The organism is Cellulosimicrobium sp. BMG9.22 (assembly GCF_059159975.1).
Genome location: NZ_JBZGBY010000012.1, coordinates 76100 through 92005 on the forward strand (window position 1 = coordinate 76100; position 15906 = coordinate 92005).

General features: G+C 74.1%; 17 protein-coding genes and 1 riboswitch. Of the genes, 12 read left to right on the plus strand and 5 right to left on the minus strand.

Annotation, left to right across the window (positions count from 1 at the left end; genetic code table 11):
• The first annotated feature begins 26 nt into the window (after positions 1-26).
• From AC4H2H_RS10335 to AC4H2H_RS10350, 4 genes are read left to right on the plus strand one after another with little or no spacing between them, the layout of a single operon-like run.
• The gene (locus tag AC4H2H_RS10335; protein ID WP_494370721.1) at positions 27-731 is read left to right on the plus strand and encodes a DUF1361 domain-containing protein; all 705 of its coding nucleotides are present in this window, start codon (positions 27-29) and stop codon (positions 729-731) included.
• A 43-nt stretch (positions 732-774) separates the two neighbouring features.
• Positions 775-1488, plus strand: a complete 714-nt coding sequence (locus tag AC4H2H_RS10340; RefSeq protein WP_494370722.1) for a hypothetical protein — start codon at positions 775-777, stop codon at positions 1486-1488.
• On the plus strand, positions 1485-2150 hold the full coding sequence (locus AC4H2H_RS10345; protein ID WP_494370723.1) for a hypothetical protein: 666 nt from the start codon (positions 1485-1487) through the stop codon (positions 2148-2150). The genes AC4H2H_RS10340 and AC4H2H_RS10345 overlap by 4 nt, the downstream gene beginning before the upstream one ends.
• Positions 2147-2719 (plus strand): hypothetical protein, encoded by a 573-nt coding sequence (locus tag AC4H2H_RS10350; protein ID WP_494370724.1) that lies wholly within the window; start codon positions 2147-2149, stop codon positions 2717-2719. The genes AC4H2H_RS10345 and AC4H2H_RS10350 overlap by 4 nt, the downstream gene beginning before the upstream one ends.
• Here AC4H2H_RS10350 and AC4H2H_RS10355 read toward each other — a convergent pair.
• The gene (locus AC4H2H_RS10355) at positions 2695-3168 is read right to left on the minus strand and encodes a HipA domain-containing protein (RefSeq protein ID WP_494370753.1); all 474 of its coding nucleotides are present in this window, start codon (positions 3166-3168) and stop codon (positions 2695-2697) included. The two genes, AC4H2H_RS10350 and AC4H2H_RS10355, sit on opposite strands and share 25 nt — an antisense overlap.
• A gap of 95 nt (positions 3169-3263) precedes the next feature.
• Between AC4H2H_RS10355 and AC4H2H_RS10360 the strand changes: the two genes are divergently transcribed.
• Together AC4H2H_RS10360 and AC4H2H_RS10365 are read left to right on the plus strand one after the other, a co-directional pair.
• Positions 3264-3917 carry a hypothetical protein gene (locus AC4H2H_RS10360; protein WP_494370725.1) on the plus strand — a complete coding sequence of 218 codons (654 nt, stop codon included), beginning with the start codon at positions 3264-3266 and terminating at the stop codon, positions 3915-3917.
• Entirely contained in the window at positions 3914-4339 is a 426-nt protein-coding gene (locus tag AC4H2H_RS10365) for a GntR family transcriptional regulator (RefSeq protein ID WP_494370726.1), read from the plus strand. The genes AC4H2H_RS10360 and AC4H2H_RS10365 overlap by 4 nt, the downstream gene beginning before the upstream one ends.
• Here AC4H2H_RS10365 and AC4H2H_RS10370 read toward each other — a convergent pair.
• Positions 4328-5746 carry a hypothetical protein gene (locus tag AC4H2H_RS10370; protein WP_494370727.1) on the minus strand — a complete coding sequence of 473 codons (1419 nt, stop codon included), beginning with the start codon at positions 5744-5746 and terminating at the stop codon, positions 4328-4330. The two genes, AC4H2H_RS10365 and AC4H2H_RS10370, sit on opposite strands and share 12 nt — an antisense overlap.
• 154 nt (positions 5747-5900) lie before the next feature.
• Between AC4H2H_RS10370 and AC4H2H_RS10375 the strand changes: the two genes are divergently transcribed.
• Positions 5901-6191, plus strand: a complete 291-nt coding sequence (locus tag AC4H2H_RS10375) for a hypothetical protein (protein ID WP_494370728.1) — start codon at positions 5901-5903, stop codon at positions 6189-6191.
• Positions 6188-6505, plus strand: a complete 318-nt coding sequence (locus tag AC4H2H_RS10380) for a type II toxin-antitoxin system PemK/MazF family toxin (RefSeq protein ID WP_494370729.1) — start codon at positions 6188-6190, stop codon at positions 6503-6505. The genes AC4H2H_RS10375 and AC4H2H_RS10380 overlap by 4 nt, the downstream gene beginning before the upstream one ends.
• A gap of 75 nt (positions 6506-6580) precedes the next feature.
• Here the strand turns inward: AC4H2H_RS10380 and AC4H2H_RS10385 are convergent, their stop codons facing one another.
• From AC4H2H_RS10385 to AC4H2H_RS10395, 3 genes are all read right to left on the minus strand, one after another.
• Positions 6581-6856: a DUF4235 domain-containing protein gene (locus AC4H2H_RS10385; RefSeq protein ID WP_494370730.1), complete on the minus strand. Its 276-nt coding sequence runs from the start codon at positions 6854-6856 to the stop codon at positions 6581-6583.
• Positions 6857-6956: 100 nt separating this feature from the next.
• Positions 6957-9500 (minus strand): ABC transporter permease, encoded by a 2544-nt coding sequence (locus tag AC4H2H_RS10390; protein WP_494370731.1) that lies wholly within the window; start codon positions 9498-9500, stop codon positions 6957-6959.
• Positions 9497-10324 carry an ABC transporter ATP-binding protein gene (locus AC4H2H_RS10395; RefSeq protein WP_494370732.1) on the minus strand — a complete coding sequence of 276 codons (828 nt, stop codon included), beginning with the start codon at positions 10322-10324 and terminating at the stop codon, positions 9497-9499. The genes AC4H2H_RS10390 and AC4H2H_RS10395 overlap by 4 nt, the downstream gene beginning before the upstream one ends.
• Before the next feature lie 295 nt (positions 10325-10619).
• Here AC4H2H_RS10395 and AC4H2H_RS10400 point away from each other — a divergent pair, with 295 nt between their 5' ends.
• The 4 genes from AC4H2H_RS10400 (at position 10620) to AC4H2H_RS10415 (ending at position 15841) form a co-directional block, all read left to right on the plus strand.
• A complete protein-coding gene (locus AC4H2H_RS10400; RefSeq protein WP_494370733.1) occupies positions 10620-10877 on the plus strand; it encodes a hypothetical protein in 258 nt (85 codons plus the stop codon).
• Positions 10878-11255: 378 nt separating this feature from the next.
• Positions 11256-11360, plus strand: a riboswitch (TPP riboswitch).
• A 68-nt stretch (positions 11361-11428) separates the two neighbouring features.
• Positions 11429-12541, plus strand: coding sequence for a thiamine ABC transporter substrate-binding protein (locus AC4H2H_RS10405; protein ID WP_494370734.1), 1113 nt, complete (start codon positions 11429-11431; stop codon positions 12539-12541).
• 352 nt (positions 12542-12893) lie between these two features.
• Positions 12894-14597: an ABC transporter permease gene (locus tag AC4H2H_RS10410; protein WP_494370754.1), complete on the plus strand. Its 1704-nt coding sequence runs from the start codon at positions 12894-12896 to the stop codon at positions 14595-14597.
• A complete protein-coding gene (locus tag AC4H2H_RS10415; RefSeq protein ID WP_494370735.1) occupies positions 14597-15841 on the plus strand; it encodes an ABC transporter ATP-binding protein in 1245 nt (414 codons plus the stop codon). Before AC4H2H_RS10410 ends, AC4H2H_RS10415 begins: the two co-directional genes overlap by 1 nt.
• Positions 15842-15906 lie beyond the last annotated feature (65 nt).

Genomic DNA, 15906 nt, shown 5'->3' on the forward strand with positions numbered 1-15906 from the left:
CGGCGAACGGCCCGTACGGTGGGGCCGTGCTCGACTGGCTCTTCGGGGGCGTGGCCCTGCTCAACGTGTACGCGCTCGCGCTCGTCGGGCTGCGGGCACCGCTGTACGGGACGCGCGTGTACCGGCCGATGCTGCTCAACATCGGGCTGTCGATCGCGCCAGTGCTGGTGCTCGGTCTCGTCGTGCTCGTGGACGCGGTGCTCATCGCGGCCGGTGCCCCGCAGGGAGTGGTCGTCACCGTCGCGGTGCTCGGGTTCGGTGTGTGGCTGCTGCTCCTGCCCAACGCCGGCTACCTCGTCACGGAGCTCAACTACAGCCACCGGCAGGACGGCGAGCGGGTGCCGCTCTGGTACGACATCGTCGCGGTGCTCACGCTCGCGATGTCGGGTGTGCTCAACACGGTCGTCAACGTGTTCGTCGCGCAGGCGCTGCTCGCGGTCGTGCTGTTCCCGGACGACGACGACCCGTTCCGGCGCCCGGCGTCGTGGATCGCGGTGCTGGTCGTCCTCGCGCTCGTGTCCGTGGGCATCTACCTCGGCCGGTACGTCCGCTTCAACAGCTGGGACCTGCTGCACCCCGCGCAGTTCGTGCGCAAGCTCGTGCGGCACTTCCGTGCCCGGGGGGCGGTCCGCGACGCGCTGCTCTTCGTCGTCCTGCACGCCGTCTTCTTCGCGCTCCTGTACGCGATCGTCATGGGACCGATCACGACGTTCCTCGTGCGCGGGGCCTGACGGTTCCTGACGCCACAGCCCGGGCCACCGTAGGATGCGCGGCGTGACCACGACGCCGCCCCGGGCCGCCCGCGCCGTGCCCGTGGCGCGCGCCGTCGTCGGCACGTGGCCGCGCCGGATCGCCCTGGCCGTGGTGCTCGGCGTCGTGGTGGGCACGACGGCGGCCGGGGGCCTCGCGAAGCACGTCGCCGCGGACGCGGGGCCCGTCCGCGCCGCTGCTGGCGAGCCGGTGCCGACGGGGCCTTTCGACCTCACGGTGCGGTCGTGGTCCGTGACGGACACCGTCGAGACGTCCGCTCTGGAGGACGCCGGGGCCGACGCGTGGCTGCTCGTGGTCGTGGGCGCACTCGACACCGACCGGGTGTCGCGGCGTCTCGACGACGCGGCGGTGACGCTCCCGGACGAGCTGCCCGACGGGCTGGAGCTCGCGGCGGAGGCGGAGGTGGAGCCGGACCGTCCCGAGCTGACGCTGCTCGTGCGCGACGCCTCGCCCTACCCCGTGCTCCAGCCGGGTCTGCCCGAGGACGTCGCGCTCCTGTGGCCGGTGACGGTCGAGGATCCGAGCGCCGCGTCCGACGCGCCGACCACGCCCGACGAGCCGCTCACCGTGACGCTCCCGACGTTCCGGTACCGGGACATGACGATCGGCGGCGGGCGACGCTGGGCCGAGACCGGCAAGGCGGTGCTCGTGGACGTCCCGCCCGGCGACGTCCCGCCGGGGATCGTCGAGCTGCCCGAGGAGGAGGTGGACTGGTGAGCGAGCAGACCGCCGAGGCGGACGTCGTCGTGCCGTCGCCGTCCGGTGCGCCGGAGCCGTCCGAGACGCCCGCGCGTCCGCGCCGCGCCGACCGGGTCGCGACCGTCGTCCTGCTCGTCCTCGCCGTCGTGGTCGGGGCGGCCGTCGCGCGCGTCGACACGTGGTGGCCCACGCTCACGCCGACGACGACGCGCGGCGCCGTGGGGGAGGTCGTCACGGCAGGGCCGTTGCGCGTCCGAGTCGACGACGTGCGCACCGGAACCACGCTCGAGGACGGGTTCGACACGCTCACGACCGACGGGGTCTGGCTCGCCGTCGACCTCGCGGTGTCGGGCACGACGCAGGAGGCGGGGCTCGAGGCCGTGGAGCTCCGTGATGCCGCCGGCCGGGACCACGAGGCCTCGCACCGCGCGAGCAACCGGATGATGAGCACGTTCGTGGACCCGGACGTCCCCGAGGCGGGGACCGTCGTCGTCGAGGTCCCGGCCCGGGCGCTCGAGGGGGACGTCGTGCTGCGCGTGCTCACCGAGCATCAGGACGCGGACATCGACCGCCCGCAGGCGATCGCCGAGATCGACCTCGGCCGCGTCGAGGCGCCCGCGGCCGACGACGCCGTCGAGGTGCTCGAGCCCGCGCTCGTCCCGGGCGGGTGGGGCGGATGAGCGGCGGCGGCGTCGGGTGGTGGCGCGCGAACCGCTGGTGGCTGGTCGCGCTCGTGGTCGCGCTCGCGGCGCTCGGCGCGCTCACCTGGCGCTCCGACGCCGTGCAGGGGTGGTGGACGTCGGAGCCGCACCGCGCCCACGCGGCGGACGCCGAGGGCTGGGCCCAGGTCGGTGACGTGCGAGCCAGCCTCGTCGGGCTCGAGAAGGTCGACTGGCTCGACGACGGCTACGACGGCCGGATCGAGGCCCCGGAGGGGTACACGCTGTGGGCCGCGGACGTGTCGGTGCGCGCGGTGCCGGGCGCCGGTTCCCCGGGAGCGGCGAGCGACCCGGACGAGGAGGCGTACTCCGCGTGCGCGGTGACGCTGCGCGACACGGCGGGGCGCGTGTACACCGCGGGCGCCTCGGCGCTGCCGGGCATGCCGATGACCGACCCGCCGGTGTGCACGGGCGACGCCTCGAGCCGCGTCACCCAGTACTTCCTCACGCCCGACGACGCCGAGCCCGCCGAGGTGCGCCTCGTCGAGCCGGAGCTCCTCCCGGACTACTGGTCGCTGCCCGCACGGTGATCGTGCGCCCAGCCCTGCCGCGCCCGCTGGGATCGTAGAACCTCGCAGGAACGTGCGACCGGGTCGAGCATCCGCGCGCGCAGCTCGCGGACCTCGGGATCGCCGCGCTCCGCCTCGGCGGCGAAGGCGTCCGCCATGGCGTCGGGGAGTCGCTCGGCGATCTCGATAACCCGGCCGGTCACCGCGTCGGGATCGAGACCTGCCTCCCGTGCGAACCGACTCCAACGATCGAGGCCGATCTGCACGAACTCGCGCCGACCGCCCACCGCCATCGCCGAGGTGCGCAGGCCGGTCTGGTCCCTGGAGTCGTACGGCGCACCGGACGCGACGTCATACAGCGGGGCAAGCCGCACGGCGCTGTCGGCCAGCAGGATCGAGTAGTTCTTCGCGTGCGCGTCGGGGGCCTGGATCAAGATGTTGAAGGCCAGCGCGTCGACGAACGCGTCCAGGTTGCCCTGGCGGTAGCGGCGCGTGCTGGCTGTCGGGTCTCGGCGCCCGCGCGACGGCCGTCCTGCCGCTGGTCGCGCTCGTCGCCGCGCTCGCGGTGCACGCCGTCGGCGAGCTCACGTGGCCCCGCCCGCGCCATCGTCAGCGCGAGGCGCGGCTCGTCGCGCGCTCGACCGCCGACGTCGTCCCCACCGCGGCCCGGCGCGTCGCCTGGGGCTGGGGCGTGGGGACCGCCGTGGCGGGTGTGGCCTTCGGGCTGCTGTCCGACGGCCCGCGCTCGATCTCGCGCGTCACGGGACCGTACGAGGCGTTCACCGTCGCACCGTTTCCCGGCTGGCTGTGGACGGTGCCGGTCGTCGTCGCGGCGGCCGTCGCCGTCGTGGCGTCGGAGGTCGTGCTGCGTCTCGTCGCGTCGCGGCCGGCGGTCGAGGACGTCGCCGAGGAGTGGGACATGTGGCTGCGACGTCGGGTCGCCCGCCGCGTCGAGCGCGCGACGCAGCTCGTGCTCGGCCTGACGCTCGGCGGCCTGGTCGCCATGGGCGGGCTCGCGCTGCGCCGGCTGGGGGAGGGGAACGGCGACGGGGTGCGCATGGGACCCGGGCTGAGCCCGGGGTACGTCACCGCCGGGAACGTCCTGCTCGTCGTCGCGCTCGTCGTCGTCCTCGTGGCGCTCACCGTCGCCGTGTGGCCGGCACGCGACCCGGCGCCTGCGCCGGCTGCCGAGCGCGAGCCCGAAGATGTGGCCGCGTGAGCCTCGCCGTCCGCATCGACCTCGACTCCCCGACGCCGCACTACGAGCAGCTCCGCGCGCAGCTCGCCGCGCTCGTCAATGCCGGCGACCTCGTGGACGGGCAACGTCTGCCGACCGTGCGGGCGCTCGCGAACGACCTCGGCATCGCGCCGGGGACCGTCGCGCGGACCTACCGCGACCTCGAGGCCGCGGGGCTCGTCACGACCCGCCGCCGCGTCGGGACGCTCGTCACCGCGCCCGCCGCGACGCTCGACCGCGCGGTGGTCACCGACGCTGCGGCGCGCTTCGTGCGGCTCGCGCGGGACCACGCGCTCACGGACACCGAGATCCGGGACGCGGTTGCCGCCGCGCTGCTCGGGGCGCCGCGGGACGAGGGTCTTCGGGACACCGAGCAGCGGGCGACGGTCGTGTCAGCCGACTGAGGCGATGCGGGACTCGGTGTCCGCCGTCGCACCCGGCTCCGTGCCGGTCTGCGTGCCGACGTGCGCGCGCGACCGTGCCGCCCGCCGCGTGCGTAGCGCCGACGGCAGCCCGAGGTTCGCGAGCAGCGCGTCGGCCGCGGCGGCGAGCAGGACGGTCGTGAGCACCTGCACGACGACGGTACCGACGGTCTCGAGCGGGCCGATCACCGCGCGCCACACGAGGATCCCCGGCTGGCCGAGCACCGCCTGGGCCGCCACGTACACGACCTGCTCGGCCAACGTGACCAGCGCGAACGCGACGCAGAAGAGCAGCACGGCGCTCCACCGGCTGCGCCAGAGCATCCCGAGCGCGCCCACGAGGCCGCCGAAGCGCCGGCCCGGGTCGAGCATCAGCTCCCACGCCCTGCGCGCGCCGCCCGCACCGAGCGTGCGGTTGAACCGGTCGACCGCACGCGCCGTGCGTCCCGTGGCGTCGGTGCCGCTCGCGTGCACCGGGTCGACGACGTCGATCGCCTCGACCCCGTAGACGATCGTGCCGAGCGTGAGCCACGCGAGCGGGACCACGAGGCCGGTGACGATCCCGGCGAGGAGGAGCGACGTCGTCGGGCCGACGGCGTCCACCAGCGGCTTGAGGACGTCGACGCGTGCGACCACCCCGTCCCACCACGTCGTCACCTCGACCACGACGACGCGCGACGTCCACCACTCGCGGACGCGCCCGACGACCGCCGTCACCGTGAACGCTCCGACGACGATCCAGACGACCTCGCAGTAGCCCGCCGCGATGCGCACCGCGGCCGAGCGCGCGCTGCGCCGCGCCTCGCCGCCGGCTTCGACGACGCCGCGCTCGACGCGCTTCGCGAGCCGCTCGAGAATCGTGCGGGCCAGCAGGGCCCCGGCGACGACGAGCAGGACGGTGAGGCCGAAGCCCTCGGGGATCGGGCTCGCCGTCTCGATCCCGGCGCCCGCGGCGAAGGCGTGGTCGAGCGCGGCCGAGTCGACGTACGCCTGCCAGTCCGAGGACAGGCCCCCGTAGAACTCGTAGATGACGAGGTAGGGGACGAGCACCGACGCGATCGAGCCGAGCAGCGCGCGGACCTCGATCCGGTCGCGGTCGTCGCGCGGCTCGCGGCGCAGGACGTGCAGCATGACGACGATCCCGACGACCGTCGCGAGCGGGGAGAAGCACAGGACGAGCAGCCCGAGCTCGCCCGAGGTCGGCGCGACCGCGAGCGCGGCCCGCAGCGCGAGCTCGTGTGCGACCTGGGCGAGGACGGCGACCGCCACGAGCGCGGGCCAGTGCCGGGCGAGCAGGCGGCCGGCGTCGGCGAGGACGCGCAGGCCGGAGCGCAGGACCGAGTCCTGGGGAGCCGCCGTCGGGCTCGCGGTCGTCGTGGGCGCCGTCACGCGCGCCAGGCTACCGGTGCTGCGGTCGACGACGTCCGCCGGGCGCCCTGTCTCGCGCAGAGTGCCGATCACGTCGAGCCGGCTCGAGCAGTTCCTCCGGCCCTCGTCGACCGAACGTCTTACAAATGTGAGACATGCACGGTACGGTGGCGCCATGGCTTCCACCGCCTCCCGCAGTGCCGAACAGCCGAAGGCGCGCCACAGGCCGAAACTCCGCCCTGGGCGTGATGCCGATCCCGCACCCAAGCGTGACTCCGTGACTTTCCGTCCTACCACGGAGGAGCGCCGCATCCTTGATCGACTCAGGGACGAAGGCGTCAGTGCCAGCGACGCCGTACGTCGCGGCCTCCACCTGGTTGCTCACGAGAACTGGCTCGACCAGGCGCGGGTCGACGCCGAGGTCCTCAGCGACGAAGACCTCTCCGACGAGCCGGACACCTGGTGATCCGCGGCGCCGTCTACCGAGTCGACCTCGGCGATCCACGCGGCCACGAGCAGGGTGGTCGCCGATTCGGGGTCGTCATCTCCCCGACCAACATGCCCTGGTCTGTCGCGACCATCGTGCCCACGTCCACTCACGCGCAGTCAGCAGCCTTCCGGCCCGAGCTCGAGATCCTCGGACAGCGGACCGTGCTCCTGGTCGACCAGATCCGCACCGTTGATGTGGACTACGTCGCCGGAGAGCCGGTCGACTACCTCCACCTCGACGAGATGGCAACTCTCGAGGAAGCCGTCGTGAACTACCTCGGCCTCGTCTAGCGAACGTCCCCCAGTGGGGCTTCGAGGTCCACCCGGTGAGCCGCCATCGGATGCTCGGGCATCGGCACCCGAGCGCTACACGCGTGAGGCGAGGCGTGAGACGAGGCGCTTCGCCTCCTTGCCGGCGAACCGGCGGGCGAGGACGCCGACGCCCGCGGCGACGGCGGCGAACGTGACGGCCGAGACGATGCCGACCTCCTCGTCGTCGAGGTCCTTCGGCGCGTCGTGACCCGTGGCCTTCGCCCACACGAACGTGACGATCTTCTGAGCCACCCAGCCGGCGGCGAACGTCAGGGCGACGGTGCCGACCTTCACGGCCAGGGTCTGCTCGGTGTCGTTCAGGTCGGCCACGAGGGGTCCTCCGTCGGTCGGGGCGCCGGGCGGCGCCTGGCGTGCTCCCACCGTAGTGCGAAGTCCCGCCCGTACGCCGCCCGGCGCGCTCAGACCCGGCTCACTCCTGGCTCACCGCGTCGAGCACGGGCAGCCGGGCCGCACGGGTGGCCGGCCACGCGGCGGCGACCACCCCGACCACGGCGGCGAGCGCGAGCATGGCGCCGAGCTGCGCCCATGGGATCGCCAGGGTCGTGAAGCCCTCCTCCGCGAGCACCGACGGGAGCGCCGCGGCGAGGCCCGTCCCCACGACGAGACCGACCGCCGTCCCGAACACCGCGATCAGCACGGACTCGATGACGATCGTGCCCCCGAGCTGGCCACGGCCGAGCCCGACGGCGCGCAGCAGCCCGATCTCCCGGGTGCGCTCGACGACGGACAGGGCGAGCGTGTTGACGATCCCGAGCACGGCGACGAGCACCGAGAGCCCCAGGAGCGCGTAGACGATCGCGAGGATCGACTCGACCTGGGACGCGACCTCGCCGGCGAACTTCTCGGCGTCGAGCACCGCCGCGACGACGTACGGCGCGACGGCGTCGGACACGCCGTCACGGACGACGGCCGGGTCGGCGCCCGTTTCGACGTCGAGGAACAGCATCTCGGGCGTGGTCGCGCCGACGGCGGCCGCGACGTCCGGCGGCACGAGCATGTCGACGCTGAACGCGTGCGAGTCGATCACGACCCCGATGTGCACGTCCCGCGTCGGGGCGTCGGGGCGTGCGGGGTCGGCGAGCGTCACGACGTCGCCGAGCGCCCAGCCGTGCTCGTCGAGCGCGTCGGCCATGACGGCGGCCTCGCCGCGCGCGTACGCGTCGAGGTCGCCCTCGGTCGCGGTCGTGCGGACGGAGCGGCCGAACCCCTCGGCGGGGAAGCCGACGACGAGCTGCGGCTCGTCGTCCACGACCACCTCGCCGTAGGTCGTGAGGTCGGCGGACGCGACGCCGTCCACGGCCCGCACGTCGTCCGCGACGCCCTCGGGAAGGTACGGCGTCGCGGACCGGACCACGAGGTCGGCCGCCGTCTCCTCGTCGACGATGCCGGTCACGGACTCGCGCGCCGAGAACGCGAGGACCGACGTCGTCGACACGAGCGCCATCCCGACGACGAGCGCCCCCGCGGTCGCGGCCGTGCGGCGCGGCTGCCGCGTGACGTTCCCGCGCGCGAGGCCGCCGAGCGGCCGGACGAGCGCGACGAACGGGGCCGCGAGCACCCCCAGCACGGGACCGACCGCGAGCGGAGCGAGGAGCAGGACGCCCGCGATCACGCCGACGGCGCCGAGCCCGAGCAGCAGCGCCCCGCCGCTCCCGGCGGCCGCCGCGCCGACGACGAGCCCCGCGCCGGCGAGCAGCGCGAGCGCGCCCACGGCCGTGCGGACGACGCCCGGTCCGGCGGGCCGCACGGCGTCCTGACGCATCGCCTCCACGGGCCGCACGAGGGCCGCGCGCCGCGCGGGCAGGGTGGCCGCGACGACCGAGACGACGACGCCGACCACGAGCGGGACCACGATCCCGGCGGTCGTCACCGGCAGCGCGCCCGAGAGCTCCATCCCCACCCCGCCGAGCCCGGCGCGCGCGAGCTCGGCGAGGCCGAACCCGGCCGCGACGCCCAGCACCGCCCCGACGACCCCGACGACGGCTGCCTGGCCCACCACCGAGGCGAACACCTGCGCCGGTGACGCGCCGACCGCGCGCAGGAGCGCGAGCTCGCGCGTGCGGCGGCGCACGTGCATCGCGAACGTGTTGGTGATGATGAACGTCCCGACGAACAGCGCGAGCGCGGCGAACACGAGCAGGAAGGTCGACACGAAGCCGAGCTGGTCGGCGATCGCGCTGCTCGTCTCCTCGCGCAGGTCCGCGCCCGTGACCGCCTCGGCGCCGTCGGGCAGGTCGGTCGCGACGGCGTCGCGCACGGCGTCGGGTGTCGTGCCCTCCGCGGCGAACAGGGCGATCTGCGGGACGAGGCCGTCGGGCGCGTACGTCGCCGACGCGGTGGCCGGGTCGAGCAGGACGATCGTCGCGCCCGCCATCGGCGCGGACAACGAGACCTCGCCGACGACGCGGACCGGCCGGACCTCGTCGCCGAGCACGACGTCGGTCCGGTCGCCCACCGCGAGCCCCGACGCGTCGAGAGTCCCGGACTCGAGCGCGACCTCTCCGGCATCGCGCGGCGCGCGGCCCTCCACGACGCGAGGGCCCGGGTCGCGCGGGTCGTACGCCGACGCGAAGCTCGGCGCCTGCGTGCTGAGCACCGCCGTGCCGTCCGCACCCACGAGCACCGCCGGGCCGCCCACCTCCGGGAGCGCGAGGCCGACGTCGTCCCGCGCCCCGACCGCGGACGCGAGGTCCGCGGGGACGAGGGCGCGTGGCCCACCTTCGGGCGAGGCCCCGAGCGGCGCCGCGCCCGCACCGTCGACCGAGAGCGTGCCGCGCAGGTACACGTCGGCCTGGACCGACGACGCGACGATGTCGTCGAACGTCGACGCGAGCATCGCGCGCAGCGCGAACGTGCCGGTGACGAACGCGACGCCGATCGTCACGGCAAGCACCGAGAGAACGAGCTGCGCGCCGTGCGCACGCACGCCGCGCAGCGCGATCCGCGTCATCATCGGACGACCGCCGGTGCGTGCGTGACGCTGCCGAGAGCCGCCGGGGAGAGGTCGCCGAGCGTGTCGAGCACGGCCTGCGCCGTGGGGTCGCGCAGCTCCGTGACGAGGCGGCCGTCCGCGAGGAAGAGCACGCGGTGCGCGTAGGACGCCGCCGTCGGGTCGTGCGTCACCATCGCGACGGACTGGCCGAGGTCGTCCACCGAGGAGCGCAGGAACCCGAGCACCTCTGCGGCCGCGCGCGAGTCGAGGTTCCCCGTCGGCTCGTCCGCGAAGACGACCGCGGGCCGGGACACGAGCGCCCGCGCGCACGCAACGCGTTGCTGCTGCCCGCCGGAGAGCTCCGCGGGTCGGTGCCCGAGCCGCGGACGCAGGCCCACGGCGTCGACCACGCGGTCGAACCACTCGCGGTCCATGGGCCGGCGCGCGATCGCCAGCGGCAGGACGATGTTCTCCTCCGCCGTGAGCGTCGGGACGAGGTTGAAAGACTGGAAGACGAACCCGATGCGCGTCCGACGCAGCCGGGTCAGCTTCCGTTCGCTCATCGCCGACACGGTCTCGCCGTCGACGACGACGGTCCCCGACGTGGGGGAGTCGAGCCCCGCCAGGCAGTGCATGAGCGTCGACTTGCCGGAGCCTGACGGCCCCATGATCGCAGTCAGGCGCCCGCGCTCGAGGTCGACGTCGACGCCGTCGAGCGCGCGGACGGTCGCCTCGCCGCGTCCGTAGGTCTTCACCAGGCCCCGGGCCGTGGCGATCGCGTCCGCTGTGGTGCCGCGCTCCGTGCTGCTCTCCGTGGCGACCGCAGCGTTCGGTGAGCTGCTCATGGCCTTCCCCTCCAGCGTCGTGGTGACCGGGCCGGAGCGGCCCGGTCACCATCGACCCTGGCGCGGGCGCCGGCACCCGGGCATCGGGGAACCGCCCGGACCGCTCCCTGGTCCCACGGGAGGCACTCTCAGGGTTCGCTCAGGGTGGCGCCCAGGGAAGCAGGTCGAGAGACGAGCGTCGTCGGCGTGAGGTGATCACGGCTCTAGCGTGCTGCGTGAGCCATCCCGAGGTCCCGAGGTCTCACGTCTTGCCGCACTTGCCGCTGGATCAGTCGCCGATGAACCAGAGATAGCGATGGACGCGACGTCCTTCCTGGCAAAGGTCCGCTACGGCCTCGAGCGACGCGCGCTCCGCGACGCTGAGCGAACCCGAGAGGAGCCGTTCGACCTCGAGGAGGAGCGGCTGCACCTGACGAGCGTTGAAGATGGTGTTGGCATAGGGGTCGACTCCGCTCAGGAGTGGATACTCGGCAGCATTTCGAGAAGCATCTGCAGGAAGGTACGTCTGCTCGGCACGCCGGATGTCCTCACCGCGCTCCCTACGGAGGACTAGCGAGATGGGCATGGTCATGGCCTCCCGGGGAACATCGTGACGATTCCCACGTCGTACCAGTCTCGAACGGTGGTGTAGACGCTTGTCGAACAACGGGTACGGTCCGGGGCCCTGCTCGTCGGCCTACGTACCCCAGGGGAGCGAGCGGTTCCAGGCGGCGAGCGCGCCGCCATCGAAGAGAGCGGCACCGATGGCTGGCAGACGCTCGAGCAGTTCGTGATCGGCAACGCACGCAAAATACCTGTTCACGCTGTCAGATCTGTGTTTTGCGCCTACTACAGTCGGTCTTTCACGCCCGGTGCGATCGAACGTCTGCGCCGATGGCGGGCACCGTGCGCTCCTCGGAGAATCACCCCGAACCGGTCGGTGTAGGCTCGACGGGAACGACAGGGGAGCTCCTGGAGGAGCTGAGAGTGCGGACCACCGCAGACCCTCGAACCTGATCCGGTTAGCACCGGTGGAGGAAGTCGGGATCTCGATCACCTGCGCGCGCACCCTCCGTGGGTCCGGTGCGTGCGGGTGGACCCCTCCTGAACGTCCAGGGAGGACGCATGCAGCACACCGTCGACAGCCGCCGGAGCCCGCGTGCCCACGCGCGGCCGGCCCACCTCGCCCGCACCGCGACGGGGACGACGCTCGCTCTGCTCGCCCTCGCCGCGTGCAGCAGCGGCGGCGACGACGCCGGCGGCGACGAGGCGTCGTCGGGCGCGGGCACCGTGACCCTCGTGACCCACGACTCCTTCGCCGTGAGCGACGACGTGCTCGCCGCCTTCGAGGAGGAGAGCGGGCTCACCGTCGAGCAGGTCGCGCCCGGTGACGGCGGCGCGCTCGTCAACCAGCTCATCCTCACCAAGGACTCGCCGCTCGGCGACGTCGTGTTCGGGATCGACAACACGTTCGCGTCGCGCGCGATCGACGAGGGCGTGCTCGAGCCGTACACGCCCGAGGGCCTGTCGGAGTCGGCCGCGTCCTACGCCGTCGGCGACGGCGACGAGCTCACCGCGATCGACCGGGGCGACGTGTGCGTCAACGTGGACCACGCCTGGTTCACGGAGGCGGGGATCCCCGAGCCGGTCACGCTCGAGGACCTCACGAAGCCCGAGTACGAGGACCTGCTCGTCGTCACCAACCCCGCGACGTCGTCGCCCGGGCTCGCGTTCCTCCTCGCGACCGTCGGCGCCTTCGGCGAGGACGGGTGGCAGGACTACTGGGCCGACCTGCGCGCCAACGGCGTCAAGGTCGTCGAGGGCTGGTCCGACGCCTACTACGTCGACTTCTCCGGCTCCGAGGGCGCCGGTCCGCGCCCGCTCGTGCTGTCGTACTCGACGTCGCCCGCGTTCACGCTCACCGAGGACGGCTCCGCGTCCACGACCGGCGCGCTCCTCGACACGTGCTTCCGCCAGGTCGAGTACGCGGGCGTGCTCGCGAACGCGGAGAACCCCGAGGGCGCGCGCCAGCTCGTCGACTTCCTCGTGAGCGAGACCTTCCAGGCCGACGTCCCGGAGCAGATGTACGTGTACCCCGCCGACGACTCCGTCGCGCTCCCCGACGGCTGGGCCGAGCTCGCCCCGCTCGCCGCCGAGCCGTTCGAGGTCGCGCCCGAGGACATCTCGGCGAACCGCGACGAGTGGATCAAGGCATGGACGGCGACGGTCGTCGACTGATCCTCGAGTCGGGGCTCGGGCTCGGGCTCGGGCGCGGGCTCGGGTCCGGGTCGGGTTCGGCGGCGGCGGCGGGGGCGGCGTCGGTGCTCGGGCTGGCCGCGCCGTCGCCCTGGTCCGTCGGGCGTGGGTTCACGAGCGCGGCTTCGAGGCCCTTCGCATCCGACGCCACCCCCACCGCCTCGGCCGTCGTCTCGCCTTCGTGCGCGACCACGCCTCTACCTCGCGAGGTAGAGGCCTGGTCTGCCGAGGTAGAGCCGTGGTCTGCCGAGGTAGAGCCGTGGTCTGCCGAGGTAGAGCCGTGGTCTTGCGGGGTAGGGGCCTGGCCTCGCGAGGTGCACCCGTGGTGAGGGGCATGGTCGTCCGGCGCGGCGCCGTCGGGCGGGGGGTGGCCTGGGGGGTGGCGGCGGCGGTGCCGCTGGTGTTCCTCGGGGTGTTCTTCGCGTGGCCGGTGGTCACGCTCGTGGCGCGCGGGTTCGTCGGGGACGACGGCGGGCTCGACCTGTCCGGGTTCGCGGAGGTGTTCTCGCAGCCGCGGACCTGGCGGATCATCGGGCTCACGCTGTGGCAGGCCGTGCTCGGGACGACGTTCTCCGTGCTGCTCGGGGTGCCCGGCGCGTACGTGCTGTACCGCTGCCGGTTTCCCGGGCGGCGGGTGCTGCGCGCGGTGGTGACGGTGCCGTTCGTGCTGCCGACCGTCGTCGTCGGCGTGGCGTTCCGCTCCCTGCTCGTGCAGGACGGGCCGCTCGGGTTCCTCGGGCTCGACGAGACCTTCACCGCGATCGTCGTGGCGCTCGTGTTCTTCAACTACTCCGTGGTCGTGCGCACGGTCGGCGGGATGTGGGAGCACCTCGACCCGCGCGCAGAGCAGGCTGCGCGGGCGCTCGGCGCGACACCGTGGCGCGCATTCCGCACGGTGACGCTCCCGGCACTGACGCCGGCGATCGCGAGCGCCGCGTCGATCGTCTTCCTCTTCTGCGCGACGGCGTTCGGCGTCGTCCTCGTCCTCGGCGGCATCCGCTACGGGACGATCGAGACGGAGATCTGGATTCAGACCACCCAGTTCCTCGACCTGCGCACCGCCGCGGTGCTGTCGGTGGTCCAGCTGGTCGTCGTCGCGGCGGCGCTCACGGTCGCGAACCGCACGCGCGCGAAGCGCGAGCGGGCGCTCAACCTGTCGTCGGCCGCCTCGTCGGCGCACCCGCTGCGGCTGTGGCGCGACGGCCGCCCCACCGGTGACCTCGCCCCCGCAGCCCTCACGACGGCGGTCGTCGTGGTCCTGATCGGCCTCCCGCTCGGCACGCTCGTCGTGCGGTCGTTCCGGGTGCCGGGCGGCGGCTGGGGGCTCGACAACTATGCCAACCTCGGCACGACGGGCGGACGCAACGCGCTCTCGGTCACCGTGTGGGAGGCTGCCGGGAACTCGCTGCGGACGGCCGCGCTCGCCACGGTCCTCGCGGTGGTCATCGGCGGTCTCGTCGCGCTCGTCGTGTCCCGACGGCCACGCTCGCGCGGCGGTCGGCGCGCGATCTCCGTGCTCGACTCCGTGTTCATGCTGCCGCTCGGCGTCTCCGCGGTGACCGTCGGTTTCGGGTTCCTCCTCACTCTCGACCGGCCGCTGGGGATCGACGTCGACCTGCGCACGTCGGGGCTGCTCGTGCCGATCGCGCAGGCCGTCGTCGCGATCCCGCTCGTCGTGCGCTCGGTCCTCCCCACGCTCCGCGCGATCGACCCGCGCCTGCGCGAGGCCGCCGCGACGCTCGGCGCCGCCCCCGGTCGGGTCTTCCGCACGGTGGACGGCCCCATCGCCGCGCGCTCGCTCGGGCTCGCGGTCGGGTTCGCGTTCGCCGTGTCGCTCGGCGAGTTCGGCGCGACGTCGTTCCTCGCCCGCCCGGACAGCGCGACGCTGCCCGTGGTGATCTTCCGGCTCATCGGGCGCCCCGGGGCCGAGAACTACGGCATGGCGCTCGCCGCGAGCGTCGTGCTCGCGGCGCTCACCGCGACCGTCATGCTGCTCGCCGAGCGGTTGCGCGGCGAGGGACCCGGAGGAGAGTTCTGATGGTGCAGACCGACCCCGCCCCGGCCGCGCGCGAGAGCACGACGCGCCCCGACCCCGCGCCTCGGGTGGGTGGCGGGCTCGCGGTGCGCGACGTCGTCGTGCGCTACGGCGGCCGGCGCACCTCGGGAGCGCGCACGGACCCCGGCACGACGGCGGTCGCGGGCGTCACGCTCGACGTCGCACCCGGCGAGGTGCTCGCCCTGCTGGGGCCCAGCGGGTGCGGCAAGTCGAGCCTCCTGCGCGCCGTCGCAGGGCTCGAGCCCGTTGCCTCGGGATCCGTCACCTGGGACGATCGCGAGCTCGCCGGTGTGCCCGTGCACCGCCGCGGGTTCGGGCTCATGTTCCAGGAGGGCCAGCTCTTCCCGCACCGCGACGTCGCGGGCAACGTCGCGTACGGGATCGCGGGGCTGCCGCGCGCCGAGCGTGACGCGCGCGTGACCGAGCTGCTCGACGTCGTCGGGCTGGCCGGCTACGAGCGGCGGGCCGTCGCGACGCTCAGCGGGGGAGAGCGCCAGCGGGTCGCGCTCGCGCGGTCGCTCGCGCCGCGTCCGCGTCTGCTGCTGCTCGACGAGCCGCTCTCCGCGCTCGACCGAGGGCTGCGCGAGCGGCTCGCGCTCGACCTGCGCGAGGCGCTGCGGGCCACCGGCACGACGGCCGTCTTCGTCACGCACGACCACGACGAGGCGTTCACCGTCGCCGACCGCGTCGCCGTCATGGACGCCGGGCGGCTCCTGCAGGTCGCGCCGCCCGAGAACCTGTGGCGCGCGCCGGCGACGCGCAGGGTCGCGGACTTCCTCGGCTACCAGGCGTTCGTGCCGCTCGACGCCCTCCCTGCGGACGTCGCCGCCGAGCTGTCAGCAGCCCACGGTTCCCGGGATCCGTCAGGCGCTGACAACTCTCGTGACACCTCGGCGGAGGCGTTGCTCGCGATCGGGCCGCGGGGCCTGCGCGTCGTCCTCGCGCCCGACCTGTCAGGAGCACAGGTCGCCTCGGTCTCGCCCGGTACCGACACCTGGGACGCGACGGTGGTCGGGAGCGTGTTCCGGCGCGGCGCCGTCGAGGTCACGGTGGACGTCGCGCTCCCCGGTGCAGAGGGCGACCCACCGCCCCGGCTCGTGGCGCTCGCCCACGGTGTCGCCCCGGGGGACGTCGGCAACCCCACCGGCACGCCGTCGCCGGGCGACCGGGTGCGGGTCGCGATCGACCCGGCGGGCTGCGCCGTCGTGCCGGGCGAAACCCCCTGACCCGCCGAACACGGGATCGGCGACCATTCTGCGACGATTCCGGTTGCTGATCCCGTGATCGGCGG

Bases quoted from the DNA above. Each gene is read 5' to 3' on its own strand.
- AC4H2H_RS10390 (WP_494370731.1), bottom strand. From the start codon at position 9,500: ATGATGACGCGGATCGCGCTGCGCGGCGTGCGTGCGCACGGCGCGCAG.
- AC4H2H_RS10405 (WP_494370734.1), top strand. From the start codon at position 11,429: ATGCAGCACACCGTCGACAGCCGCCGGAGCCCGCGTGCCCACGCGCGG.
- AC4H2H_RS10400 (WP_494370733.1), top strand. From the start codon at position 10,620: ATGGACGCGACGTCCTTCCTGGCAAAGGTCCGCTACGGCCTCGAGCGA.
- AC4H2H_RS10375 (WP_494370728.1), top strand. From the start codon at position 5,901: ATGGCTTCCACCGCCTCCCGCAGTGCCGAACAGCCGAAGGCGCGCCAC.
- AC4H2H_RS10350 (WP_494370724.1), top strand. From the start codon at position 2,147: ATGAGCGGCGGCGGCGTCGGGTGGTGGCGCGCGAACCGCTGGTGGCTG.
- AC4H2H_RS10395 (WP_494370732.1), bottom strand. From the start codon at position 10,324: ATGAGCAGCTCACCGAACGCTGCGGTCGCCACGGAGAGCAGCACGGAG.
- AC4H2H_RS10415 (WP_494370735.1), top strand. From the start codon at position 14,597: ATGGTGCAGACCGACCCCGCCCCGGCCGCGCGCGAGAGCACGACGCGC.
- AC4H2H_RS10410 (WP_494370754.1), top strand. From the start codon at position 12,894: ATGGTCGTCCGGCGCGGCGCCGTCGGGCGGGGGGTGGCCTGGGGGGTG.